The sequence below is a fragment of the Mycobacterium sp. genome (assembly GCF_029961025.1).
Lineage (GTDB): Bacteria > Actinomycetota > Actinomycetes > Mycobacteriales > Mycobacteriaceae > Mycobacterium.
The window spans coordinates 197,113-220,867 of sequence record NZ_JASBVP010000011.1 but is presented as its reverse complement, the minus strand read 5'-3'; the positions used below and the strand labels follow the sequence as shown (position 1 = coordinate 220,867).

Sequence of the window (23,755 nt, the reverse complement as noted above, 5' to 3'; positions counted from 1 at the left end):
ATTCGCCATGTCAACTCTCCTGACCTGTCGTGGCAACTGCAACCGTTGCACCACAAGTGTTCTCCTGTAGGCGGCGGTCCCGAAAGACCGTGCGCCCGATGGTGACCTTTGGCAACGGTCCGGGGACTTTCGGCCGTCGGTCAATCCCGGCATCCGGGCGGTCCCGGCGCGCTACCAGCGTCGACGCTGCGACCGCAGGGTCGCCCCGACACCGGCGCCGGCAAGGACCGTAAACGCCATGCCGGGCACCCAGTCCCCGAAGCGTTGGTACCCGGTGTCCATCGACCCCAACGGCACGGTGACGACGGCGGCGCCGCGATACGTCGACGGGCGCCAGGCCAGTTCGCGGCCGGTCGCGTCGAACGCGGAGCTGTCGCCGGACAACCCGGCGTGCACCGCCGGCCGGCCCACCTCAACGGCGTGTACCGCGGCTTGACTGGCCAGCTGGGGCTGGGCCCAGCTGCCCTGGAATGTCGAGGTGGAGCTCTGGTAGACGAGCAGCTGGGCACCGAGCGCCACCTCGCGGCGGGCAAGATCGGAGAAGGTCGCCTCGTAGCTGATCAGGGGCCCGAGGGTCAGCCGGCCGGCATGCAACACCACCGGTCCGGTTCCGCGGCTCCGGTCCTGGGCCGCGGCTTTGGTGTGCCGGGTAACCCAGCCCAGCACCGCCCGGAAGGGGACATACTCGCCGAACGGCACCAGCCGGATCTTGCGGTAGCTCCCCAACCGTCCGCTCGGTCCGATCAGGACGGCGGATTTGTAGATACCCCCACTCGGCGCGGGCGCGTCGACATTGACCAGCAGATCCGCCCCGATCCGCCGTGACAGCCGAGTCAAGTCCGCCATGACCACGGAATCGTCGGAGAGGTCGAACCCGACGCTGCTCTCTCCCCACACGATTAGGTTGAGGCGCTGGCCCGCCAGGTTTGCGGTGATGGCCTCCCCGGCCGCCAGACGGGCGCCCGCGTCGGCGATGTTGCCGGGCTGCACCAGCGCAACCCGCACCGTCGTCCCGGGCAGCGGAACCGGCCGCAGCAGGTAGTAACCCGGCCCGAGTGCCGCGCAAGCCAACGCCGCGCCCAGCGCGAGCACTCGGGCCGGCATCCCGCGGCACAAAACCGCGGCGGCGATCGCGGTGTTGACCGCCATGAGCAGGAAGCTCGTCAGCCATACCCCTCCCAGTGCGGCCGAGGCCATCGTGACCGGCTGGTTCCATTGCGAGGCGCCCAGCAGGGCCCACGGACCACCCAGGCTTTGCCAGGACCGCACCGCCTCGGCGAGCACCCAGGCGCTGGGCACCACGATCACGGCGGCCAGCGTCCGGGCAGGGGTCGGTCGCCCCGACAGCAGCCGGTGGGTGGCCCAACCCCACGGGATCCAGAACGCGCCCAGCAGGGCGGCCATCACCACCAGCAGCGGACCCGCGCTGGGCAGCAGCCAATACTGAGTGGTCAGCACGAAACCCCCGAGGCCGCACCATGCCCGCACCCCGCCTTCACCGGCCGTCGGTGCGGCGCGCACCAACAGCAGCAGCGGCACCACACCGACCCAGGCCAGCCACCACCACGACGGCGCCGGAAAGGCCGGCGCGAGCAGCGCGCCAGCGCCCAGTGCCGCCAGCCGTCCGAGCGCCAGACCGCGGCGCCGGACCCGGGTCCGCCGGCGCCATTTCCAGCCCAGCATCAGCGCGCCGACCATGACCCATCCGATCAGGAAACCGGTGGCGATCAGCCACAACAGCCAGCGCTCGCGGCCGGGTCGCCACAGTGGCACCAGGGCCAGTCCGGCCACCACGAACGCGACGTTGTAGAGCACGTCGTAGACGGCGAACACCCGCCCGCGAACCACATCGGAGGCGGCGCCACCGATCAACGCGTCCACCGAGATCTTGAGGACCTGAAAGGCGAACGCCACCACGCTCACGCAGCCCACCAGCATCGCCAGCGACGGGACCAGGCCACCGACATATGCGGCGGCGGCGGCGGGCAGGAATGCGGCGGGCACCAGCGCTACGGCTGCGTAGCGTCGCGCCAGCGGCGGCGCGGCCAGCGTCCCGGCGAAGGCGGCCAGCCCGGTCGCCGCCAGCGCCACCCCGTACCCCGAGATACGCAGGTTGTACCGGGAATCGGCGATCAGCACGAGCACCACGAAACCGGCGCCCAGGAGTGATCGATGCGCCGCGACGGCGAGCAACGACCAACGGATCGTGGCCGCGCCGGCCGCCGCCCGGATCCCCTCGGCGAGTTCGGCGGCGAGCTGTCTCAGCCGGGTGAGCAGGCCGGTACGCTGCCGGCCACCGACGTCGGGCAGTCGGGTGAACACCGCGGCGGCGCCCAGGTAGCACCCCGCGGCGAGCACAAAACCGGCCGCGGTCGAGCGGCCGACAATCAGCGACCCCCCGACGGCGCCCAAAAACGATGAGGTCATTCCCCCTAACGAGGAGACGGCGTTACCGGTGACCAGGTCTCCCAGCGGCACCGTCCGGGGCAGCGCGGCCCCTTTGGCCGCCAACACGAACCGCGAGAACGACAGCAGCAGCAGCACCCCGACGAACGCGGCACCCGTCGACCGGGTCACCAGGGTGGCGGTGCCGACCACGGTGAGCGCCGCGCGGAGCACCGAGACGGTGATCAGGGTGCGCCGTCGATCCCACCGGTCGATCAGCACCCCCGCGATGGGCCCCACCACGCTGAACGGGAGCAGGGTGACCGCGAGCACCGCGGCGATCCGGGCCGGCGTTGCGCCGCGCCCGATGTCGAACAGCACGAACTGTGCGAAAGTGATCTGGGCTAGCCCGTCGGCAAGCTGCCCCAGGCACTGCCCGCCGACCAACCATCGCAGCGGGCCCGCCAGCAGTGTTCGCGCCCCGTGCCAGCTGTGCTCGGCGCCGACGGCGCGATTGGCGCCCGCCGCGTCGGTCACCGTCGGCCGGTCAGCCACGGCCTGCCGGCAAAGAGCATCGCACCGCCCGCAAGCAAGCCACCCAAAGCAAACTAGTTGCGGTCGCGCTGTGACACCAGAGCGTCGGCCTTTTCGGCCGTGCGGACCGCCCTCGCCGGACGTGAAGACGCCGGCCGGCAGCCGGTGCGACGTTGCTGTGGCGACTGCCGTTGCGTCGTAGGCGGATTGGCGGGACCGCCGAGGACCAACGGGTGAGGACCAATGGCCCTGGCGCACCCGCCATCGGCCACCCAGACTGAACCTCATGCAATTTCATGGAATTTCATGGCCCTGCCGGCAGGTGGGATGCCGATGAGGAGCCATCGGGAGCGCTGCCGGCCCCACATTTTGGCGCCCGGATCGACGAGGAGATAACGGTGACGGAGAACGATCGCGGCATCAAGGCCTGGCACATCGACGTGCTGGTCGACGAGCATGAAAAGCGCACCAGGGCCAAGGTGCGATTGTCGTGGCAGGGCAGCGAGTTAGTGGGGGTGGGTCTGGCGCGGCTCGATCCGGCCGACGAACCGGTGGCGGCGATCGGCGACGAACTGGCGATCGCTCGGGCGTTGTCGGATCTGGCGCACCAGCTACTTGAGCGGACGGTCGCCGATATCGAGGCCGCGACTCACAAACCCGCCACCGGTGTGCACCTGTAAGCCCTTTGGACCCCCAGATTTTGCAACCGTGCCCGAGATGCCCGCTACAGCTCAAACTCTCGCCCCGGCTGCCGGGTTTTCGTTTCGCCGCGAGGCGCCGGCGTTCAGGCGGGATCCGGTGCCGGCGCCCGCCACGTTAGGGTGAGGCAATGGCCATCAGCGATGAGCCGGTGACAATTCTCAGCGACGATGAGAGCTGGGAACTGCTGGGCAGCGTCGAGCTTGGCCGATTGGTGACATGTGTGGGCGCCAGGCCCGATATCTTTCCGGTCAACTTCGTCGTCCAGCGCCCCACGGTGCTGTTTCGGACCGCCGAAGGCACCAAGCTGCTGAGCGTGGTGATCAACAACAACGTCGCCTTCGAGGCCGACGGGCACTCACTCGATGAAGGCTGGAGCGTCATTGTCCAGGGAACGGCCGAGGTGCTGTCGACCAGTGCCGAGATCGCCGAGGCCGACCGCGCGGGGCTGCGGCCCTGGGTCGCAACCTTAAAGCTCAACTACGTGCGTATCCACGCCTCGGCCATTAGCGGCCGACGATTCCGTTTCGGTCCCGAGCCCGAGCGAGAATCCACCTTCGCTTAACTTCGCCCCCAAAGAGTTCCACGGCGGCCGTGGTTTCCGACGGCCGTCGGGGGAGGTAGCCGCCATCGACAATCGGCGCCGTCAAACAACATCGGCCCGCTGGGAGGCCAGCTGGTACACGTCGATCAATCGGCTGAGATCGCTGGCGCTGACGATGCCGGCCAGACGGCCCGCGTCGATGACCAGAGCGCGGTTACCGATGTCGGGTCTCAGGCGCTCGAGCAGCGCGGTGAGCGGTTCGCCCGGAGTCGCGGTGGGCACCCGGGGCAGGGGGATGGCGGCCTCCCGGACCAGGGTCGCGGGCCGCTGGTTCGGCGGAATGCCGCGTAGTTGAGCCAGGGTGATCAGCCCGATGATGGAGCCGTCGCGGTCGGCGACGGGATACGCCGAATGGCGGTCGCCAAGCAGGTAATGCTGAATGAAATCCTCGACGGTGATGTCCGCGGGTGCGGTGTGCGGGTCGGCGGTCATGACGTCGCCGACACGCACGTTGGCGATCGCCTGCCGGGCTGTGACCTGGGCTTCCTCTTCGTGGGAGGCGGCGAAAATGAACCATCCGATGAACGCCAGCCACACGCCGCCGACCATGGCCCCCGCCAGAAACTCCACCAGCCCGAGCGCGATGAGGATGAACGCGACAACGCGCCCGGCGTGCGCTGCGCCGACGGCGGCGCGCACGCTGTCGCCGTAGCGGCGCCACAGGTAAGCCTTCAGCACCCGCCCGCCGTCCAAGGGGGCTCCCGGCAGTAGGTTGAATAGGCCCAGCAGCAGGTTGATGCCGGCGAGCCACCACGCGACACCGAGCACGATGTGCGCGGTCCCCAGCGCGCCGAGCAGATAAGCCGCGCCCCCGAAGCCAGCCGCCAGCGCCAGGCTCATGAGTGGGCCCGATACCGCGATCCGAAACGCTTCCCTGGGTGTTTTCGCTTCGCCCCCTAGCCGGGTGACCCCCCCGAACAGCCACAGTGTCACGTCGATTACCCGGACGCCGGCGCGACGCGCGAGGACCGCATGGGTCAGCTCGTGGGCCAGCAGCGAGCCGAGCAGTATCAGGGCGCCGCACGCCCCGGCCAGCCAGTAGGCCCCTTTGGAGTAGTTCGGCACGGTGGCGGGCAAGGTGGTGGCAAGGCTCCAGGTGAAAAGCCAAAGGATGACCAGCACACTCCAGTTGACGCTGACCGGAAATCCGGCGATGCGTCCTATCGGAATGCCCTTCATAATCAGATAACCTCCACAGATGGTGGTGGACAGCCTATTAGTGCTATTAGTGTGATCTGGGGTGTCTCTGGTCCGCGTGCGTTCCCCGCAATTCCGTTGCCAGTGGGTGATGTCGGCTGCGGCCAGGCATGGTGCCGTCCTTCCCGTGGGATGCCGCTATCACGGACGTGATGTCATCGACACTAGATGCCCGGCGCTTGGCAGGCAGGAGACCTTGGTCCCGACGGGGATGGCCCTAGGACCTTTGGCACGGTGACCCGCACACGCCGCCGGGCGCGGTGTTCGGGAATCCGAACCGCTTAGGAACCGCTGAGATCCGAAAACCAGATCGAAAACCAGCGAAAGAAGACACCATGGCCGCCTCCCCCGCCCGCCTGGTCAGGGCACCCCGCGGAACCTCATTGTCTTGCAAGGGCTGGCCGCAGGAGGCCGCGCTGCGGATGCTGATGAACAACCTCGATCCCGAGGTCGCCGAACATCCCGAAGATCTCGTGGTCTACGGCGGCACCGGGCGCGCCGCGCGCAGCTGGGAGGCGTTCGACGCGATCGTGCGAACCTTGCGGCGCCTGGACGCCGACGAGACGATGCTGGTGCAGTCGGGCAAGCCGGTTGGTGTGTTACGGACCCACGAATGGGCCCCGCGCGTGCTGATCGCGAACTCGAATCTCGTTGGTGAATGGGCGAATTGGGACCATTTTCGCAAGCTGGAGGCCGAAGGGCTGATGATGTATGGCCAGATGACCGCCGGCTCGTGGATCTACATCGGCACCCAGGGCATACTGCAGGGCACCTACGAAACCTTCGGCGCGGTCGCCAAGAAGAGGTTCGGGGGCACCCTGGCGGGCACCATCACTCTGACGGCGGGTCTGGGTGGCATGGGCGGCGCGCAGCCGCTGGCCGTGACGATGCACAACGGCGTGGCGATCTGCGTGGACTGCGATCCGACTCGAATCGATCGCCGCATCGCCCAGCGCTACCTCGATGTCAAGGCCGCCGACCTCGACGACGCGCTGCGGCTGGCGGTCGCGGCCCGCGACGCCGGGCGGGCGCTGTCGGTCGGGGTGCTCGGCAACGCCGCCGAGGTCATTCCCGAGATGCTGCGCCGCGACGCCCCGATCGACATCGTCACCGACCAGACCTCGGCGCACGACCCGCTCTCGTACCTGCCGATCGGCGTGGCCTTCGAGGACATGAAGACGGTGGCCGAGAAGGACCCCGTCTCCTTCACCGAGCGGGCCGAGCGGTCGATGGCCAGGCACGTCGCGGCGATGGTCGGCTTCGCCGAGCGTGGGGCCGAAGTCTTCGAGTACGGCAACTCCATCCGCAGCGGGGCACGTAACGGCGGATACCCGCGGGCTTTCGCCTTTCCCGGCTTCGTGACCGCCTACCTTAGGCCGCTGTTCGAGGAGGGCCTCGGGCCGTTCCGCTGGGTGGCGCTGTCGGGGGACCCGAAGGACATCGCCGCCACCGACCGGGCGATCCTCGAGCTGTTTCCGGACAACGAGCACCTCGTCCGGTGGATCACCATGGCGGGGGAAAAGGTCGCCTTCCAGGGGCTGCCCGCCCGCATCTGCTGGCTGGGATACGGGGAGCGCCACCTGGCCGGGTTGAGGTTCAACCACATGGTGGCCTCCGGGGAGCTCGCCGCTCCCATCGTGATCGGTCGCGATCACCTGGACTCCGGATCGGTGGCCTCCCCATACCGGGAAACCGAGGCGATGCTCGACGGCTCCGACGCCGTCGCCGACTGGCCTCTGCTGAACGCGTTGGTCAACACCGCGTCGGGGGCGACCTGGGTGTCGATTCACCACGGCGGCGGCGTCGGAATGGGCCGCTCGATCCACGCCGGCCAGGTCGTCGTCGCCGACGGCACCGAACTCGCCGCGCAAAAGCTCGCCCGGGTACTCACCAACGACCCCGCTCTGGGGGTGGTCCGGCATGTCGACGCCGGCTATCGGCACGCCGCGCGCATAGCGGCCGAGCGGGGTGTGCGTATCCCGATGCGGGAGAACCCGTGAGCGTCCGCGATTAGGCGGCAGCACCATGACAGCAACTTGGTGGTGTGAACACGCCTGGCGTGGCGGGGATGTGGTGGACGACGGGGTGCTGATTACCGTCACCGACGGCAGGATCACCGCGATCGACACCGCCGCCGCCCCGCCACCGCACTCGAACCGGCTGCGGGGACTGGTCATTCCGGGTCTGGCCAATGCCCATTCACATGCGTTTCACCGGACGCTGCGCGCGCGCACCCAGCGTGACCGCGGCTCGTTTTGGACCTGGCGGGACCTGATGTACCGGGCAGCGGAGCGTCTGGACCCGGATCGCTATCGACGGCTCACCCGCGCGGTGTACGCGGAGATGGCCCTTGCCGGGATCACCGCGGTCGGCGAGTTTCATTACCTGCACCACGATGCCGGGGGAGCCCGCTACTCCGACCCGAACGCGATGGGCCGCGCGGTGATCGACGGCGCGGCCGACGCGGGAATCCGGCTTACCCTGCTGGATACCTGCTACCTGAGTTCGGAGGGTGCGCCGCTCTCCGGTGTGCAGGCGCGGTTCGGCGACGGCAGCGGCGAGGCCTGGGCTCAGCGCGTGGAGGCCATGCGCCGGCAACTGGCCGATGCCGGCACCGTGGTTGTCGGCGCTGCCCTGCATTCGGTGCGTGCCGTCCCGCCCGAGCACATGCCTGCGGTAATCGAATGGGCTGCGGCACACAATGTCCCGTTGCATGTGCACTCCTCGGAGCAGCCCCGCGAGGTCGAACGATGCCTGTCGGTTTACCGGCGCACCCCCACCGCGGTGCTGCGGGACGCCGGCGCGCTGGGGCAACGCACCACCGTCGTGCATGCGACCCATCTCACCGCGGCGGACATCGACGATCTCGCCCGCACCTCGACCGGGGTGTGCATGTGTCCCACCACCGAACGTGACCTCGGTGACGGTATCGGTCCCGCGCCCGCCCTGCTGGCCGGCCGCGGGCTGTTCAGCCTCGGGTCGGACAGCCACGCCGTGATCGACATGTTCGAAGAGGCTCGCGCCGTCGAACTCGACGAGCGCCTGGCCAGCGGGAAGCGCGGCATCATCGCGGCGGAGCGCCTGCTGCGGGCGGCCACCCTCGAGGGTCAGCACGCGCTGGGCTGGCCCGACGCGGGTGCGCTCGCGGTCGGGATGCGCGCTGATCTTGTTGCGGTGCGGATGGATTCGGTGCGTACCGCCGGTGGGGGGCCGACACCGGAGAATGTCGTTTTCGCCGCCGGCGCGGCCGATGTCACCGACGTGGTGATCGACGGGCGGTGGGTCGTCGCCGGTGGCAGACATGTCACCATCCCGAACGCGGCGGCCGAGTTATCCCGCGCGATAGCGGATCTCATGGATATTCCGGTCAAGGAGCGGCCATGAGCACGCTGTACACCGATATTCGTGAGCTCGTCACCAACGACCCGGAACACGCCGACGGCGATCCGCTCGGCGTCATCGGCGACGCCGCACTCGTGGTCGAGGACGCTGAGATCGCCTGGGTCGGGGGCCGTTGCCGCGCGCCCGCCGCCGATCACCGGGTCAGCTGCGCCGGCACCGCCGTCATTCCCGGTTTCGTCGACAGCCACTGTCATCTGGTGTTCGCGGGGGAACGCTCGGCGGAATTCGCGGCCCGGATGTGCGGCCAACCCTACGACGCCGGGGGGATCGCCGCCACCGTGGCCGCCACCCGGGCCGCCGACGATGCCACCCTGGCCGCGGGCGTCGCCCGGCTCGCCGGTGAGCTGCTGCGCGCCGGCGTCACCACCTTCGAGTGCAAGAGCGGCTACGGGCTCACCGTCACCGACGAAGCCCGCTCCCTGCGGATCGCCAAGGCCTTCACCGCTGAGACCACATTCCTGGGGGCCCACGTCATACCCGTGGAGTTTGGTGATGACCGCGCCGCCTACATCGACCTGGTGACCGGTCCGATGCTCGAGGCCTGCGCACCGGACGCCCGGTGGATCGACGTGTTCTGCGATCGCGGGGCCTTCGACGTCGACGAGGCTCGTCACATCCTTCGGGCCGGTATGGCGGCGGGGCTGACACCGCGGCTGCACGCCGGGCAACTCGGCTTCGGTGGGGGCATCCAGCTGGCCGTGGAATTGGGTGCGGCCTCCGTCGATCACTGCACCTACGCCACCGAGGCCGACATCGAGGCGCTGGCGGCGGGCGCCACCGTCGCCACCCTGCTGCCCGGAGCCGAATTCTCCACCCGGGCCGGGTATCCCGACGCCAGGCGGCTCCTCGACGCCGGAGTCACGGTAGCGCTGGCGACCGACTGCAACCCGGGCACCTCGTATACCACGAGCATGGCGTTTTGCATCGCGGTGGCCGTGCGCGACATGCATTTCCCTCCCGCGCAGGCGTTGTGGTCGGCCACTGCCGGCGGCGCGGCCGCGCTGCGCCGCTGCGACATCGGGGTTCTCGCCCCCGGCCGGCGCGCGGACTTTGTGCGGCTGGACGCACCGTCCTACCTGCACCTGGCTTACCGGCCGGGGGTGTCGCTGGTCCGCGACGTGGTCCGGGCCGGCCGGCGTTACCGGTATCCGGACCGGCCGTGCCCGGACCGGGAAGGGGGTCCTGATCATGGATAGCGAACCCGTCGTGGTGGGTATCGGGCCGGTGAGCTTCCACGAGGTGGTGCGGGTGGCCCGCCATGACGCACCCGTGGTGCTGTCCGGCACGGCACTGCAGGCGATCGCCAAGAGCCGCGCCGTCATCGAGCATCTCGCCCGGCACCCCGGCCCGGTCTACGGCGTCTCCACCGGTTTCGGCGCGCTGGCCACCCGCCACATCCCCCCGGAACTTCGAACCCTCCTGCAGCGCAGCCTTATCCGCTCCCATGCCGCGGGCTCGGGCAATGAAGTCGAGCGTGAGGTCATCCGCGCGATGATGCTGCTGCGGTTGTCAACGCTGGCCACCGGCCGCACCGGGGTGCGGCCCGAACTCGCGCAAGCCTACGCGGGCATGCTGTCGGCCGGGCTCGCTCCGGTCGTCTACGAATACGGCAGCCTGGGCTGTTCGGGTGACCTGGCGCCGCTGGCCCATGTCGCGCTGGCGCTGATGGGGGAAGGTCAGGTGCGCACCGCCGAAGGCGAGTTGCTGGCGGCCGCCGAGGCCCTCGACCGCTACGGGCTCGCACCGGTGCAGCTCGCCGAGAAGGAGGGCCTGGCCCTGATCAACGGCACCGACGGCATGCTGGGGCAGCTGGTGCTCGCGCTGTGCGACCTGGACGGGTTGCTCAAGCTGGCCGACGTCGCGGCGGCGATGAGCGTTGAGGGGCTGCTCGGCACGGCTCGAACGTTCGCGGCGGACCTGCAGGCGCTGCGCCCACATCCCGGGCAAGCCGCGGCGGCCGCCAACATGACCAGGCTGCTGGCCGGCTCGGCGATCGTCGCCAGCCACAGCGGACCCGAGGATCCGGTGGTGCAAGACGCGTACTCGCTGCGCTGCGCACCCCAAGTCGCCGGCGCCGCCCGCGACACCGTCGAGCATGCCCGCGCCGTCGCCACCCGGGAGCTGGCCAGCGCCATCGACAATCCGGTCGTCACCCCGGACGGCCGCGTCGAGTCCAACGGCAACTTCCACGGCGCCCCGATCGCCTATGTCCTCGATTTTCTGGCCATCGCCGTCGCCGACGTCGCCGCCATCAGCGAGCGGCGCACCGACCGGTTCCTTGATGTCGCCCGCAACCGCGGACTCAATCCGTTTCTGGCCGACCACCCCGGAGTTGACAACGGGCACATGATCGCCCAATACACCCAGGCCGCCATCGTCTCCGAACTCAAGCGGCTGGCGACTCCGGCCAGCGTGGATTCCATCCCGTCATCGGCGATGCAGGAAGATCACGTCTCGATGGGCTGGTCGGCCGCGCGCAAACTGCGCACCGCCATTGCCGGCCTGACCCGGGTTTTGGCCATCGAAATCCTCACCGCCGCGCGGGGCATCGAACTGCGGGCCCCGCTGAGCCCGGCGCCGGCCACCGCCGCGGTGATCGCCACCCTGCGGGAGCGGGTGCCCGGACCCGGCACCGACCGCTACCTGGCGCCGGAGATCGATGCCGCCGTGCAGCTGGCCGCCTCGGGGGCACTGTTGGCGGCCGCCGAGGCCGTCACCGGCCGACTGCGCTGACACCCTTCCCGGGCGACCGGGTGCTACGGTTTGTCGCACCCCGATTGGGCCGCACTATCGCCGACTATCGCCGACTATCGCCGCTGCAACGGCGAAATGGCCGAATCTACGTTTGACTTTGTGGTCTTTCGGCCCTACTGATGTTGCGGGCCGGCGGCGACACTAATGACCATCTTTCGTGCCATCTTTTCGATTCCCGAAGGAATGTGAAACCGAATGCCATCAATGATTTCACCGATTGTTCACCCCGAAGACATCAGGCATTCATCGTGACCGGCCCGCAACGGCTGCGGGTGGCCCTGGTCGCGCCCCCCTATTTCGACGTGCCGCCGAGGGCCTACGGCGGTGTCGAGGCGGTGGTGGCCGATCTGGCTGATGCGTTGGTGGCGCGCGGGCACGACGTGACCGTCCTGGGTGCCGGGGAGCCGGGCACCGCGGCGCGGTTCCTGCCGTTGTGGGACCGCACCCTTGGTGAGCGGCTGGGCGAGCCCTATCCGGAGGTCATGCACGCGCTGAAGGTGCGCGGCGCGGTCGCGCGGCTGGCGGCCGGTGGCGGGCTGGACATCGTGCACGATCACACCTTCGCCGGGGTGCTTAACGCCCCCACTTACCACCGGCTGGGGGTGTCGCCGGTGGTCACCGTGCATGGCCCCATCGACGACGACCTGTACCCCTACTACCGCCACCTCGGCGACGACGTTGCCCTGGTGGCCATCAGCGATCGCCAACGGGAGTTGGCCCCGGACCTGAATTGGGTGGGGCGGGTGCATAACGCGCTGCGCGTCGAGCACTGGCCGTTTCGAGCCGACAAAGATGATTACGCGCTGTTTTTGGGCCGGTTCGCCCCGTATAAGGGTGCACATCTGGCGGTTGGCGCCGCGCATCAAGCGGGTATCCCCCTGGTGCTGGCGGGCAAATGCCGCGAGCCGTCGGAGAAGGCCTATTTCCAGCAGCGGGTTTGTCGGCTGCTCACCGACCACGACCGGGTGGTCGGCGAGGCCGACGCCGTCAGCAAACGCGACCTGTTGGCCGGAGCGCGCTGCTTGCTGTTTCCGATCCAGTGGGAGGAACCGTTCGGGATCGTGATGATCGAGGCGATGGCGTGCGGTACCCCGGTGGTGGCGCTGCGCGGCGGCGCGGTCGCCGAGATCGTCGTCGACGGGGTGACCGGATTCATCTGTGACGATCCGGGGGAGCTTGCCGGGTTGATCCGCCGGGCGGCCACCATCGATCCGTACGCCTGCCGGGCGCATGTCGCGGCGAATTTCGGGGTGCGGGAACTCGGATCCGGCTATGAACGTATCTACCGGCGGGCGCTCGGCGGGCGCCGCACCCGGGCGAGCACCGCCACCTCGAGTCGCTCTGGTCCCGATCCGCAGTTGATGGAGGCGAGCGCATGACACTCCCTGCGTCGACCCGCGACGGCCGCGAGCCGATCGGCTCCGGGGACGGCGCCGGTTTGGTCACCCTGGTGGAGGGGCCGACCTTCTGCCTGTGCGACGCCCACGGCGACATCGTCCCCGGGGCGGCGCACGGGCTGTTCTTTCGCAACACCCGGGTGCTCTCGCGGTGGGAGCTGCTGTTGGACGGTCACCCTCCCGAAGTCCTGTCCGTGCAGACCCCCGAGCCCTTCACCGGGCAATTCATCCTGCGTAAGGCACCGCGCGCCGGACTTCGGGACACCAGTTTGTTGTTGGTGCGCGAACGTTTCATCTCAGGGGGCCTGCGCGAAACGCTCACCCTGGAAAATCTCGGCCACGAGACCGCCGTGGTCAATCTCGACCTGCACGCCGACGCCGACTTCGCCGATCTTTTCACGGTCAAGGAGGGCCGCGCAGCCCTGCACGGCGCCGAACCGGCCGTGCACGGCGCGGAGCTGGTGCTCAGCGATCTCGCCGATCCCGCCCACCGGTTGGTGATCGACGCCTCCGCGCAGCCGAGCGTGACACCGGGCGTGCTGTCCTGGCAGATCGTGTTGCCGGCACACCAGCGCTGGCAGGCCGAGATCGTGGCACAGCCGGCGCCGGCGCACCGACCGGTGCCGACGCGCCGCGACCACATCAAGAGCCACGGTGCGGGCTGGCCGATCGAGGCATGGCGTGCCACCGCGACCCGCCTGACCGCCGAGGACGAAGCGCTCGCACGGGTGCTGCGGCGGACCGAAAGCGACCTGGGAGCCCTGCTGATGCGCGGTGGGAGCGATGACACCCGGCCGTTCGTCGCGGCGGGCGCGCCGTGGTTTATGACGTTATTCGGCCGGGACAGCCTGCTGACCGCGTGGATGGCATTGCCGCTGGATGTCGGGCTGTCGATCGGCACGCTGCAGCGACTGGCCCGGCTGCAGGGCCGGCGCGTCGACCCGATGACCGAAGAGCAACCGGGCCGGATCATGCATGAGCTGCGCCACGGCCCGGGGGGTGGCGGTGTGCTGGACGGCACGCCGTATTACGGCTCGGTCGACGCGACGCCGTTGTTTGTCATGCTGTTAGGCGAATGCTGGCGGTGGGGGGCCGATGAGGCCGCGGTGCGGGCGCTGCTTCCCGCCGCCGACGCCGCGCTGGCCTGGGCCGATGACTACGGCGACCGTGACGGAGACCGCTTCATCGAATACCAGCGTGCGACCGACCGCGGGCTGATCAACCAGGGCTGGAAGGACAGCTTCGATGGCATCAACGACGCTAAGGGTCGCATCGCCGAGCCGCCGATCGCGCTGTGCGAGGTGCAGGGTTACTGGTATGCGGCGCTGCTGGCGCGCGCCGAGCTGGCCGACGCGTTCGGCGATCCCGATAAAGCCGGCCTGTTGCGGGAGCGCGCCCAGATCCTGCGCAGCTCGTTCCTCGACGCCTTCTGGCTCCCCGAACAGGGTTGCTACGCGGTCGCTCTGGACGCCAACAAACGTCGTGTCGACGCGCTGACCAGCAACACGGCGCATTGCCTGTGGACCGGAATCGCCGCCGACGAGCACGCCGCCGAGATCATCCGGCGGCTCGCCGGCCAAGAGATGGATTCCGGCTTCGGGCTGCGCACCCTGGCCACGACGATGGGTGCCTACAATCCGATGAGCTACCACAACGGCTCGGTGTGGCCACACGACACGGCCATCGCGGTGGCCGGCCTGCTGCGCTACCGGCACCTGCCCGGTGCGGTGCAGCTGGCCGAACGGCTCGCCGAGGGCCTGCTGGCGGCGGCGGACGCGTTCGACGGGCGGCTACCGGAGTTGTTCTGCGGCTTCCCCCGCTCGCGCTTTTACCGGCCGGTGCCCTATCCCACCGCGTGCTCACCCCAGGCATGGGCCAGCGCCGCACCGCTTTTGCTGGTCCGAGCGTTCCTGGGGTTGACCCCGCAGGTGCCCCGGCGCACGCTGACCGTGGTTCCGCACCTGCCACCGCGGTGGGGCAGGGTGGCGCTCACCGAGATGCGGCTCGGTGCCGCAACCGTGCAAATCGAGGCCAAGTGTGACACGGTCACCGCCCGCGGGCTGCCCGCGGGTTGGCGACTGGTCACCGCGGACTCGGCTCGATCACCCGAAACGCCCCCGGCCGCGGCGACACCGTGACCTTCGCGGATGGGACTTCGGTCCCTACCGCGCGAGCGCCTGCTGGTGAAACATGGACACTGCAAGCCTTGACAACCATCACCCTCAACGAGAAGGAGGAATCATGACCGATCTCCCGGTGCGCCGGCAATCGCGCTCGTGGCTGCCGGACCTGTGGTCCGACTTCTGGTCGGATCTGTGGACCGGGTTTCCGTCCCTGCCAATGCTTCGTCCCGGCAATCTGATGCGACTCGAGGAGGAGATACAAGACGGCCACTACCTGCTGCGTGCCGAACTGCCCGGCATCGACCCCGCGAAGGATGTCGATATCACCGTGAGCAATGGCGAGTTGACGATCAAGGCCGAACGTACCGAGAAAAAGGAGGCCAAGGGCCGCTCGGAGTTCTGCTACGGCTCGTTCGTCCGATCGGTTACCTTGCCGGCGGGCGCCAACGAGGACGACATCAAAGCCACCTACGACAAAGGCATCCTGACCGTGGATGTGCCGGTAGCCACCGAGGCCGCGAAGGCCACCGAAAAGCACATCTCGGTGCAAGCCGGCTGAGCTAAGCCCTCAGCACCCGGGGTCCCGGAGCATGACGGGCTTTGGGACCCCGGCGATTACCTCTCCGTTGGATCCCCACTCATCGGCGCCGATATCGTGGGCCATAACAGACCCAAATCTTTTAGCACCATAAGGAATTGAGGAGTTCAAGGAGTGCAGAATGGCCACAACGACTACGGCCCGTAACATGGCGTGCCGGGGCAACGTTTTAGGACACCATAAGATGACCGCAAGAGTCCACCGTATAGGCCAGCCGAGCCCTTACCGGTTATCCACCGGCCCAAGCCGATTATGAGCACTTCTTACGGTGACACTGGCCCGGCGGCAGGCGAATACAGCCAAGAAGACGACAACCAGCTGCAGCCGGCGGATACACTCATCGACCGCGGCGTCGACGATGTGCTCGACGTAGGATACTCGCCACCCGAACGGCCATACGCTCCTGGTGCTTTCGGCCCCCCTGAGAACATGGATCAACTGCTCGCAGAAGAAGAGCCAGATCCGTCGGCCCGCATCAATGTCTTACTGGATAAAGAGGAACAGCAGCGATCCGACGAGGCCGAGCGGGAAATTGAATTTCCTGCGCATGACGAGGTTGGACGCACTCGCGCCGGCCGACTTGTTGCTCCAGACCAAGGATTTGGTGAAGATACCGAAGCAGAGCTGGTCGCCGAAGACGTCGGTATCAATGGCGGCGCTGCATCCGCCGAGGAGGCCGCGGTCCACATTATAGATGAGGAGTAGCGTTACACCAATTCAAGCTACCGGAATTTAACTGCCGGGCAGCAAGATCCAGATCGGATTGTGACGGGTCAACTCTTAGTTGAGCCGATCTGTCGTCGCCGCACCGGCGGCCGGATAACTCGATATTCGGTAAAGAGCGGGTCGCAATCCGGGGGAATCCTACCTTCCTCGGTGGAACGAAACCGCCCTGCTATCCCCATGCATTGCGGCGCAGCCAAGGGCTATGAGCGGTGTCGCGTTGTGGCACACCATGGCAAGGTAACCTCAGCGATCGGGTAATTGGCCCGAAATTGCATAGGGAAAGGCAGCTTATGTCTTACGTGATCATCCAGCCGGAAATGCCGCCATCGGCAGCGAGCACCATGGCTAACAGTGTCGGATCGTATTCGGTCACCGAGGCTGCCAATGCGGTAGCGACCGGCTAAGAGGTGTGTGTGATAATGGATTTCGCGCTGTTACCGCCGGAGATCAACTCCGGACGCATGTATTCCGGACCGGGATCTGCGCCCATGATGGCTGCTGCTGGCGCCTGGGATGACCTGGCCGCTGAGTTGCATTCCGCCGCAGCCTCTTTCCGTTCGGTAATCTCAGGGCTGATCGGCGAGGGATGGCTGGGCCCGGCGTCGGCCTCGATGGCGGCGGCGGCCGCACCCTACGCGGCGTGGCTGACCGCTACCGCTGCCCGGGCTGAGGAGACAGCCGCCCAAGCGCGGGCGGCTGCGGCAGCGTACGAGGTGGCCTTTGCGGCAATGGTGCCCCCCGCCCTGATCGCCGAGAACCGGGCGCTGTTTGCGGCGTTGGTGGCGACGAACATTCTCGGGCAGAACGGCCCGATGATCGCGACCACGGAAATGCAGTACGCCGAGATGTGGGCGCAGGACGCGGCGGCGATGTATGGCTATGCGGCTGCGTCGGCGGCCGCGTCGGTGTTGACACCGTTCACCCCACCGCCGCAGAACACCAACCCGGCCGGGATAGCCGCGCAGGCCGCTGCCGTTCGCCAGGCCGCGGAGACATCGGTGGCAGCCCACGGTGAACCCCCCGTGTCCCAGGCGATGGCGACGGTGCCGCAGATCCTGCAGGCACTGGCCTCGGGTGGCTCGACCCAGCCGGTAGCGGCGATGGCAAATTTGCCCGATCCGCCGTCGGGGGTCGGCACCCTGAGCGGGGTGCTCGGGGATATTGGGGAGTTGCTGACCTTCGGGAGCGGGGGAACATTTTTCCCCACGTCGATCCTGTTTTTGCTGGGCCCGCTGCTGCAAGCCCCGGTAGCCGGGGCGATGTCGGGGTCAACCCTGGCAGGCTGGGACGGCTCCGGGCTGGGCGCCTGGGACGGCGCGGGCCTGCCGGGCGCGGGCGCGTCGGCTCCGGGCGGTGCTGGGATGCCGGGAGGCCAGGTTGGCAGCGGGGTGTTGGCGAGCATCGGCCGGGCGGGGTCGATCGGTGCATTGTCGGTGCCGCGGAGCTGGGCTTTGGCGGCACCGGCGGTCAGCCATGCGGCCATCGCGTTGCCGCAACCCGCGTTGGCCGGTTTACCCGAGGCGGAGTTAGCTGGCCTGGGGCCTGGATTCGGCGGGATGCTTCCCGCGGGTCTCATGGCCGCAGCGGCGGGCGGTGGCGGCGCAGCGGGTGGTAGTTGGGGAGCTCAGCGCTCCGGTGAGGTGACGCACGGTGGGGCCCGTGCGGACAGCCGGCACGCCTGCCGCTTTCCGCTGCCGCCGCAGGTGGCCCGCGAACCGGGCGGGTACCAGGGCAGGCCCGGCCAGGGGGTGGCGGTTGATCGGTATGCGCAAGGTGGTGAGGTTCCGCTGAGCCGGGACGTCCGCGACGAGATCGATGATTTGCGCAGGCAGATCGCCGAGTTGGCGATGGAACGCGATGTGCTTCTGCGCTCGGCGGCCCTCTGGGCCAGGGAAGCCCTGAGGCGGTGAGCAAATCCCGGCCGACCGGCGGTGTTGCGCCGGGCGGTGCGTGCCGTCCGGTGTGGTCGCTACGTCGTCATCGCACCCGGGTCGTGGAATCCGGGCTCGCCCAGGTCGTGTTGGAGAATGTCAACCGCTGCCTGCCACTCGGCGTCTGCCCGACGGAGATACATCACCGCCTGCTCAATGGCGTTACCGTCACGGTTATGCACGCCCCACACACAGAACCGCAGCCCGGCGTGGTAGCTGTTGAGAGCCTGCTCTACGGCGGTGGTCAGCATCGGATCCGGGCTTGGCAGTCGCTGGCGCAGGCTCGCGACGGCGTCGTCGGCGGTTTGGCAGGCGGCAGCCGTCCCGTCGAGGTCATGGTTGGCTGCGGGTGGCGCGATCCCGTCTCGCGCAACGACCAGCGCATGCATCGACGGTTGGGTGTCTGTGAGCCAGGCCCGCAGCTGGGCGTGCAGGGACGGGGCCGGCAGCGGCCGAACAACGTCGCTCGCCGGTGGGGTTGCCGCGATGGTCGGCGATCCCGGCCGCGCAGCTGACAGGCTGTGATGCGCCCACCCGGCGAGCACCCCGATGACCACCAACAACACGGCCCCGCTTACCGCGGCAATCAGTTCATGGCGTTGGAGACGCTTCGCCCGGCCCGGCGGGTGGGCCGCATTCCTCGGCCGGTGACGGCCCGCTGGGCGGTTAAACCTCCCCGCTGGGCGATTAAACACGGATATGCTCACGGTGAACCTCCTGAGATCAAGCGGACTGGCAGTTCACCCGTCTGTCTGCGATATTTCCCTCCCGGAGCCGGTAGTGGCGAGGGTCGTTCGGCTCCGGGAGGAGGACCGAAGGGCCCACGATTGTGGGGCCAAAGACCCACCCAGGCGGGGGGTGAAATCGGCCTTGATCGGCCGCCGCGGTGCGAAAGCTTCCGACCGTGTCGGGGCCCGCAACGGGACCGTGATTTCAGCCGTGCTCGAATTCACCCGAACGGGAGGGTCTTTCGGCCCTACAATCGGCGGCATTCGCGGTGTTCTGATCGGTTCGGGGCGGGCCATCGGGTGAGGCGCCATGAAGATCATCGGTTTCGAAGAGCACTACAAGTTGCCGGCGGTAGCTGAAGCAAACGCCAACAGTCCGCTCGAATCGGCTTTCGACGCGATGCGGAACCGACGTTTCGGCAAAGCGGGCCCGCAAGGCGAGTGGCCGGCGGGCATCTACGATCTGGGGGAGGGGCGCATCGCCGCGATGGACGCGGCCGGTATCGATGTGCAGATCCTCTCGCACAGCGTTCCCGGCCCGGAAACCGTGGAGCCGGCGCTGGCGGTGACACTGGCCCGGCAGGCCAACGACGTGGTGGCGGCTGCGATCGCTAGACACCCCGATCGGTTGCTCGGTTTTGCCACCCTGCCCATGGGCGACCCGGCGGCGGCGGCCCGCGAGCTCGAGCGCGCCGTGCGTGAACAGGGGTTTGTGGGAGCGCTGATCAATGGCCACGTCAACGGGCGCTATCTTGACGACAAGTTCTTTTGGCCGGTGTTCGAATGCGCTGAAACGCTGGGCGTCCCAATCTATTTGCACCCCACCATGCCGCCGCAGCCGGTGATCGACGCCTACTACGGCGGCTTTGACCCGGCGGTGTCGGCGATGTTGTCAATCGCGGGGATGGGCTGGCACATCGACACCGGAATTCACTGCATTCGGTTGATCCTGGGTGGGGTGTTCGACCGGTTTCCCGCCCTGCAGATCATCGTGGGCCACCAGTTCGAAGCATTGAGCTGGATGGCGTGGCGCACCGATTACTCGTTTCCACCCCCCGCCAGCGGTCTTCAACGCAGCGTCAAAGACTACCTTCGCAACAACTTCTACGGGGGCATCCTGGCCGGCGAGTTCGCGGATCAGTCCCCGGGCGTGATGGATCCCAGTTGGAGCCTGTCCTTTGACGCCTATCTGGCCATGGTCCACGTCATCGGCGTCGACCGCATCGTGTTCACCACCGACTACCCTTACGGCAACATGGCGGCCGCACGGCGATTTTTTGACCAGATGCCGATCACCCCGGCCGATAAGGAAAAGATCGCCCATCTCAACGCCGAACGCCTGCTCAAACTCCCGAGCCGGGCCGAGCCGCAGGATGATCGCAGCAAGACGCATTGCTAGCCCGAGGGGCACTTCGCCGGCCAGCTACGCTGCGCGGAACTCGATCTTGCACCCGGGCGGGCATGGCGGGAACCGAACGTCTTTGGACGTCGGCTCACAACCGTTTGGGGACCGCAACGCGGGCCAGGTCTTCGGCCACGACGATATCGCCGGCGAACACCTCGGCCGCCTCCTCGAAGTAGCGGGAGGCGGCCGGATACCGCTGCGAGAAATGGGTCAGTACCAGCCGCCGCACCCCGCACTCCGCCGCGACCCGGGCGGCCTGGCGTGCAGTCAAGTGCCCGTAACGGTGCGCAAGTTCAGCGTCTTGGGTGAGAAACGTCGCCTCGATGACCAGCAAGTCCGCCCCCTCGGCGAGAGCATAAACGGCGTCGCACAGCCGGGTGTCCATGACGAATGCGAACCGTTGCCCGCGCCGCGGCTCACTGACATCCGGTAACCGGATGGTCCGCCCGCCCACCGAAATCGCTCCGGTCCGCTGCAGTTCGCCAACGGCGGGCCCGCTGATCCCGTGTTGAGCCAGCAATTGCGGCACGAAACGCCGGCCGTCCGGCTCAACCAGCCGGTAGCCAACCGCATCGATGGTGTGGTCCAGGCGCCGCGCCTCAAGGACGCCGAACGCGCCGTCAGCGACCTGCCCATCCCCAGTGAGCGGCTGCTCGCGCAGGTCGACGACGTCGTAGAAAGCGCAGGCGTGACGCAGCCGCGCGAAGAATTCCCGGCCCGACGCGGGAAAGTGCGCCGATATCGGGTGTTGCACCCGGTCCAGGGACAGGCGCTGCACGATGCCGGGCACACCAAGACAGTGGTCACCGTGGAAATGGCTGAGGCACAGCCGGGTCACGCTGGTCGCCGGGATACCGGCCAGCGTCAGTTGCCGCTGGCTTCCCTCGCCTGGATCGAACAACAGCCCCTCACCGTCCCAGCGCAGCAGGTATCCGTTCTGGTTGCGACGACGGGTGGGCACCTGACTGGCGGTACCGAGCACGATCAGCTCCCGGATCGACACCTATCGAGACTACGGTCCACCGCGGCGTCGGGGGCGTCGGGATGACGGGTTCTGGCAACCGCTTTCCCGCCGTCGGCACCGACAGCGGCCCGAGCCCCCAATGTGACTTTGGGCCACGGCGGCGGTGACCTGCGGCCCTGCCGGTGAACCGACCGTCAGCGCATGATCACAACCGGCGTGCAGGAAGGAGGCAGGCAATGCGAGCCCGGCCAGGGGATGTGGTTATCCGGAATAGGTATGCCTGGTGATGCCGACGTGACCGGCGGGTGAGCAGATGCGGCCCGCCTATCGTGAGCAGCTGGCCGAGCTGAGCGGACAGTTGGCGCAGATGTGCGAACTGGCCGGTGTGGCCATGGAACGCGCGACTCACGCGTTGTTGCAGGCCGATCTGGTGCTGGCCGAGCAGGTGATCAGCGACCACGAGAAGATTGCTGCAATCAGCGCGCGCGCCGAGAAGAAAGCGTTCCTGTTGCTGGCCCTGCAGGCCCCGGTCGCCGGTGACCTGCGGGCGATCGTCAGTTCGATTCAAAACGTCGCCGAACTCGAACGGATGGGGGGGTTGGCGTTGCACGTCGCCAAGATCGTCCGGCGCCGTCACCCACAACACGCTCTTCCGGAAGAGGTCAACGGATACTTCGCAGAGATGGGCCGATTAGCGGTCGAGTTGGCGGCCGAGGCCCAGGAAGTGTTGCTGTCCGGGGATCCGGACAAAGCCGCCCGAATCCGCCGAGAAGATGACGCGATGGATGATTTGCATCGGCAGCTATTCGCGGTCTTGATGGACCGCCGCTGGAAACATGGTGTGGAGGCGGCCGTGGACATGACGCTGCTGGGCAGGTTCTACGAACGCTTCGCTGACCACGCTGTGAACGTGGCCCGCCGCGTGATCTTCCAGGCGACCGGAACACATCCCAACGACGAAACCCGGTTCAGCGCCGGCTGAACCGCTCCGCCACTGCGGGTGGCGCTACCCGCCGACAACCAAGCGACAAGCCGGCCACGGCAAGTCAGTCAACAGTTGGGATGGCAAGCAAGCCCGATCGTTTAGGCCGGCCTCAGCTGCCGGCATCTGCCGGGCTCATCTGGGGCCGGGTGGTGCTGCTCAGGGGCATGACTTCCAGCAGGTCGTCGGGTCGCGCCACGACGCGGATCCCGAACCGGCGACTGGTGCGCTCCACGGTGGCGCGAAGCCACTCGGTGTCGGTCTGCGAGGCGCGCTCAAGCCGGATCCGCCGTACCCGCAACGGGATCAACCGCAGCGAGACCAATTCACCGCTGGCCGGATCGGTACTGGTCAAATACAGCAGGCCGAGATCACCGCGGAATGACTCGTGTCCGCCGATGCCCTCGTAATCATTGATGACGTCGCCGCAGCCGTACAGGATCGGTTTGCCGCGGTATATCTCGATGGGCCTGGGGTGGTGTGAGGAATGCCCGTGAACTATGTCCACGCCGGCATCGATGAGCCGGTGCGCGAACCCGATTTCGTCCGGTGTGACGGCGTAGCCCCAGTTGGGCCCCCAATGCACGGAAACGATCGCCACGTCGCCGTCACGCTTGTGCGCGAGCACCCCTGCCGCCACGTCGTCGGCGACCCGGCTTGACAGGTCCCGGACCAACCACACCCCGGCCCGGTCGCGCTGTGCGGCCCACGACTCGGGAACGCCGGACGATTTCGTCGCCACCGAGCCGACGAGCACCCGGTGTCCACCGGGAACCGTCACCGCCGCCGGGCGGCGCGCGATGAGCTGATCGGCTCCCGCCCCGGCAGCCTGGATTCCTGGCGGGGTGAGGGCCAAGATCGTATCGGCTAACCCTTGATAGCCGAAATCGAGAATGTGGTTGTTGGCCAGGGCGCACACGTCGGGCCGAAACACCGTGAGCACCGGCAGGTTGTCGGGGTGCATTCGATAGCACACCGTTTTGTGCTCGGCGAACTCGCCATCGGCGGTGATCGTTGTTTCCAGGTTGATCACGCGAACATCGGGTGCAACATCGTCAAGGAGCGCCAGTACGTCACCCCAGGGCCAGCTCCAATCCACCGGACGGGGAATCGGCCCGTTCGCTCGCTCGGCGAGGTGAACATACTCTCGCGCATCCCGCACGTACGGCTCGCGCAAGTACGGGTCACCGGGGTGCGCCAAAATCTGATCGACGCCGCGCCCGAGCATGACGTCGCCACCCAGCAGCACTGTGATCATCGCGGGTTCACCTGCCACCCCCGATCACCGCCTCCCATAGGTTAATCGATCGGCCACCTCACTGCCGC

The 23,755-nt window shown here is 68.0% G+C and carries 18 protein-coding genes; 13 read left to right on the top strand and 5 right to left on the bottom strand.

Annotated features, from left to right (window positions below; genetic code table 11):
• Positions 1–171: 171 nt before the first annotated feature.
• Positions 172–2,940 carry an apolipoprotein N-acyltransferase gene (gene lnt / locus QJR12_RS17770; RefSeq protein WP_366526314.1) on the bottom strand — a complete coding sequence of 923 codons (2,769 nt, stop codon included), beginning with the start codon at positions 2,938–2,940 and terminating at the stop codon, positions 172–174.
• 377 nt (positions 2,941–3,317) lie between these two features.
• On the opposite strand from lnt, the gene QJR12_RS13840 reads away from it, so the two are divergent.
• Together QJR12_RS13840 and QJR12_RS13835 are read left to right on the top strand one after the other, a co-directional pair.
• Entirely contained in the window at positions 3,318–3,599 is a 282-nt protein-coding gene (locus tag QJR12_RS13840) for a DUF1876 domain-containing protein (protein WP_300583263.1), read from the top strand.
• Positions 3,600–3,748: 149 nt separating this feature from the next.
• Positions 3,749–4,183: a pyridoxamine 5'-phosphate oxidase family protein gene (locus QJR12_RS13835; RefSeq protein WP_300583261.1), complete on the top strand. Its 435-nt coding sequence runs from the start codon at positions 3,749–3,751 to the stop codon at positions 4,181–4,183.
• Positions 4,184–4,264: 81 nt separating this feature from the next.
• Here the strand turns inward: QJR12_RS13835 and QJR12_RS13830 are convergent, their stop codons facing one another.
• Positions 4,265–5,404, bottom strand: coding sequence for a site-2 protease family protein (locus QJR12_RS13830; protein ID WP_300583468.1), 1,140 nt, complete (start codon positions 5,402–5,404; stop codon positions 4,265–4,267).
• A gap of 350 nt (positions 5,405–5,754) precedes the next feature.
• Here QJR12_RS13830 and hutU point away from each other — a divergent pair, with 350 nt between their 5' ends.
• The 9 genes from hutU (at position 5,755) to QJR12_RS13785 (ending at position 18,329) form a co-directional block, all read left to right on the top strand.
• The gene (gene hutU, locus QJR12_RS13825; RefSeq protein WP_300583258.1) at positions 5,755–7,419 is read left to right on the top strand and encodes a urocanate hydratase; all 1,665 of its coding nucleotides are present in this window, start codon (positions 5,755–5,757) and stop codon (positions 7,417–7,419) included.
• A 25-nt stretch (positions 7,420–7,444) separates the two neighbouring features.
• Positions 7,445–8,803, top strand: a complete 1,359-nt coding sequence (locus tag QJR12_RS13820) for a formimidoylglutamate deiminase (protein ID WP_300583255.1) — start codon at positions 7,445–7,447, stop codon at positions 8,801–8,803.
• The gene (gene hutI, locus QJR12_RS13815) at positions 8,800–10,017 is read left to right on the top strand and encodes an imidazolonepropionase (protein WP_300583253.1); all 1,218 of its coding nucleotides are present in this window, start codon (positions 8,800–8,802) and stop codon (positions 10,015–10,017) included. Before QJR12_RS13820 ends, hutI begins: the two co-directional genes overlap by 4 nt.
• Complete coding sequence (gene hutH, locus QJR12_RS13810; RefSeq protein ID WP_300583251.1) at positions 10,010–11,554, top strand: histidine ammonia-lyase; 1,545 nt, start codon at positions 10,010–10,012, stop codon at positions 11,552–11,554. The genes hutI and hutH overlap by 8 nt, the downstream gene beginning before the upstream one ends.
• Positions 11,555–11,823: 269 nt before the next feature.
• A complete protein-coding gene (locus tag QJR12_RS13805; protein WP_300583247.1) occupies positions 11,824–12,954 on the top strand; it encodes a glycosyltransferase family 4 protein in 1,131 nt (376 codons plus the stop codon).
• Complete coding sequence (locus QJR12_RS13800) at positions 12,951–15,110, top strand: glycogen debranching N-terminal domain-containing protein (protein WP_300583244.1); 2,160 nt, start codon at positions 12,951–12,953, stop codon at positions 15,108–15,110. The genes QJR12_RS13805 and QJR12_RS13800 overlap by 4 nt, the downstream gene beginning before the upstream one ends.
• Before the next feature lie 100 nt (positions 15,111–15,210).
• Positions 15,211–15,654 (top strand): Hsp20/alpha crystallin family protein, encoded by a 444-nt coding sequence (locus QJR12_RS13795; RefSeq protein WP_300583466.1) that lies wholly within the window; start codon positions 15,211–15,213, stop codon positions 15,652–15,654.
• 291 nt (positions 15,655–15,945) lie between these two features.
• Positions 15,946–16,398, top strand: coding sequence for a DUF5709 domain-containing protein (locus QJR12_RS13790; protein ID WP_300583243.1), 453 nt, complete (start codon positions 15,946–15,948; stop codon positions 16,396–16,398).
• Between the two features lie 440 nt (positions 16,399–16,838).
• A complete protein-coding gene (locus QJR12_RS13785; protein WP_300583241.1) occupies positions 16,839–18,329 on the top strand; it encodes a PPE family protein in 1,491 nt (496 codons plus the stop codon).
• Between the two features lie 59 nt (positions 18,330–18,388).
• On the opposite strand, the gene QJR12_RS13780 is transcribed toward QJR12_RS13785, so the two are convergent.
• Positions 18,389–18,916 (bottom strand): hypothetical protein, encoded by a 528-nt coding sequence (locus QJR12_RS13780; RefSeq protein WP_300583238.1) that lies wholly within the window; start codon positions 18,914–18,916, stop codon positions 18,389–18,391.
• A gap of 472 nt (positions 18,917–19,388) precedes the next feature.
• Between QJR12_RS13780 and QJR12_RS13775 the strand changes: the two genes are divergently transcribed.
• Entirely contained in the window at positions 19,389–20,477 is a 1,089-nt protein-coding gene (locus tag QJR12_RS13775; RefSeq protein ID WP_300583236.1) for an amidohydrolase family protein, read from the top strand.
• A 94-nt stretch (positions 20,478–20,571) separates the two neighbouring features.
• Here the strand turns inward: QJR12_RS13775 and QJR12_RS13770 are convergent, their stop codons facing one another.
• Positions 20,572–21,486: a ribonuclease Z gene (locus QJR12_RS13770; RefSeq protein ID WP_300583233.1), complete on the bottom strand. Its 915-nt coding sequence runs from the start codon at positions 21,484–21,486 to the stop codon at positions 20,572–20,574.
• A gap of 274 nt (positions 21,487–21,760) precedes the next feature.
• Between QJR12_RS13770 and phoU the strand changes: the two genes are divergently transcribed.
• A complete protein-coding gene (gene phoU, locus QJR12_RS13765; RefSeq protein WP_300583230.1) occupies positions 21,761–22,429 on the top strand; it encodes a phosphate signaling complex protein PhoU in 669 nt (222 codons plus the stop codon).
• A 112-nt stretch (positions 22,430–22,541) separates the two neighbouring features.
• On the opposite strand, the gene QJR12_RS13760 is transcribed toward phoU, so the two are convergent.
• Entirely contained in the window at positions 22,542–23,705 is a 1,164-nt protein-coding gene (locus tag QJR12_RS13760; RefSeq protein ID WP_300583227.1) for a CapA family protein, read from the bottom strand.
• Between the last annotated feature and the right edge of the window lie 50 nt (positions 23,706–23,755).

Bases quoted from the DNA above. Each gene is read 5' to 3' on its own strand.
- QJR12_RS13835 (WP_300583261.1), top strand. From the start codon at position 3,749: ATGGCCATCAGCGATGAGCCGGTGACAATTCTCAGCGACGATGAGAGC.
- hutU (WP_300583258.1), top strand. From the start codon at position 5,755: ATGGCCGCCTCCCCCGCCCGCCTGGTCAGGGCACCCCGCGGAACCTCA.
- QJR12_RS13820 (WP_300583255.1), top strand. From the start codon at position 7,445: ATGACAGCAACTTGGTGGTGTGAACACGCCTGGCGTGGCGGGGATGTG.
- hutI (WP_300583253.1), top strand. From the start codon at position 8,800: ATGAGCACGCTGTACACCGATATTCGTGAGCTCGTCACCAACGACCCG.
- hutH (WP_300583251.1), top strand. From the start codon at position 10,010: ATGGATAGCGAACCCGTCGTGGTGGGTATCGGGCCGGTGAGCTTCCAC.
- QJR12_RS13800 (WP_300583244.1), top strand. From the start codon at position 12,951: ATGACACTCCCTGCGTCGACCCGCGACGGCCGCGAGCCGATCGGCTCC.
- QJR12_RS13790 (WP_300583243.1), top strand. From the start codon at position 15,946: ATGAGCACTTCTTACGGTGACACTGGCCCGGCGGCAGGCGAATACAGC.
- QJR12_RS13785 (WP_300583241.1), top strand. From the start codon at position 16,839: ATGGATTTCGCGCTGTTACCGCCGGAGATCAACTCCGGACGCATGTAT.
- QJR12_RS13775 (WP_300583236.1), top strand. From the start codon at position 19,389: ATGAAGATCATCGGTTTCGAAGAGCACTACAAGTTGCCGGCGGTAGCT.
- phoU (WP_300583230.1), top strand. From the start codon at position 21,761: ATGCGGCCCGCCTATCGTGAGCAGCTGGCCGAGCTGAGCGGACAGTTG.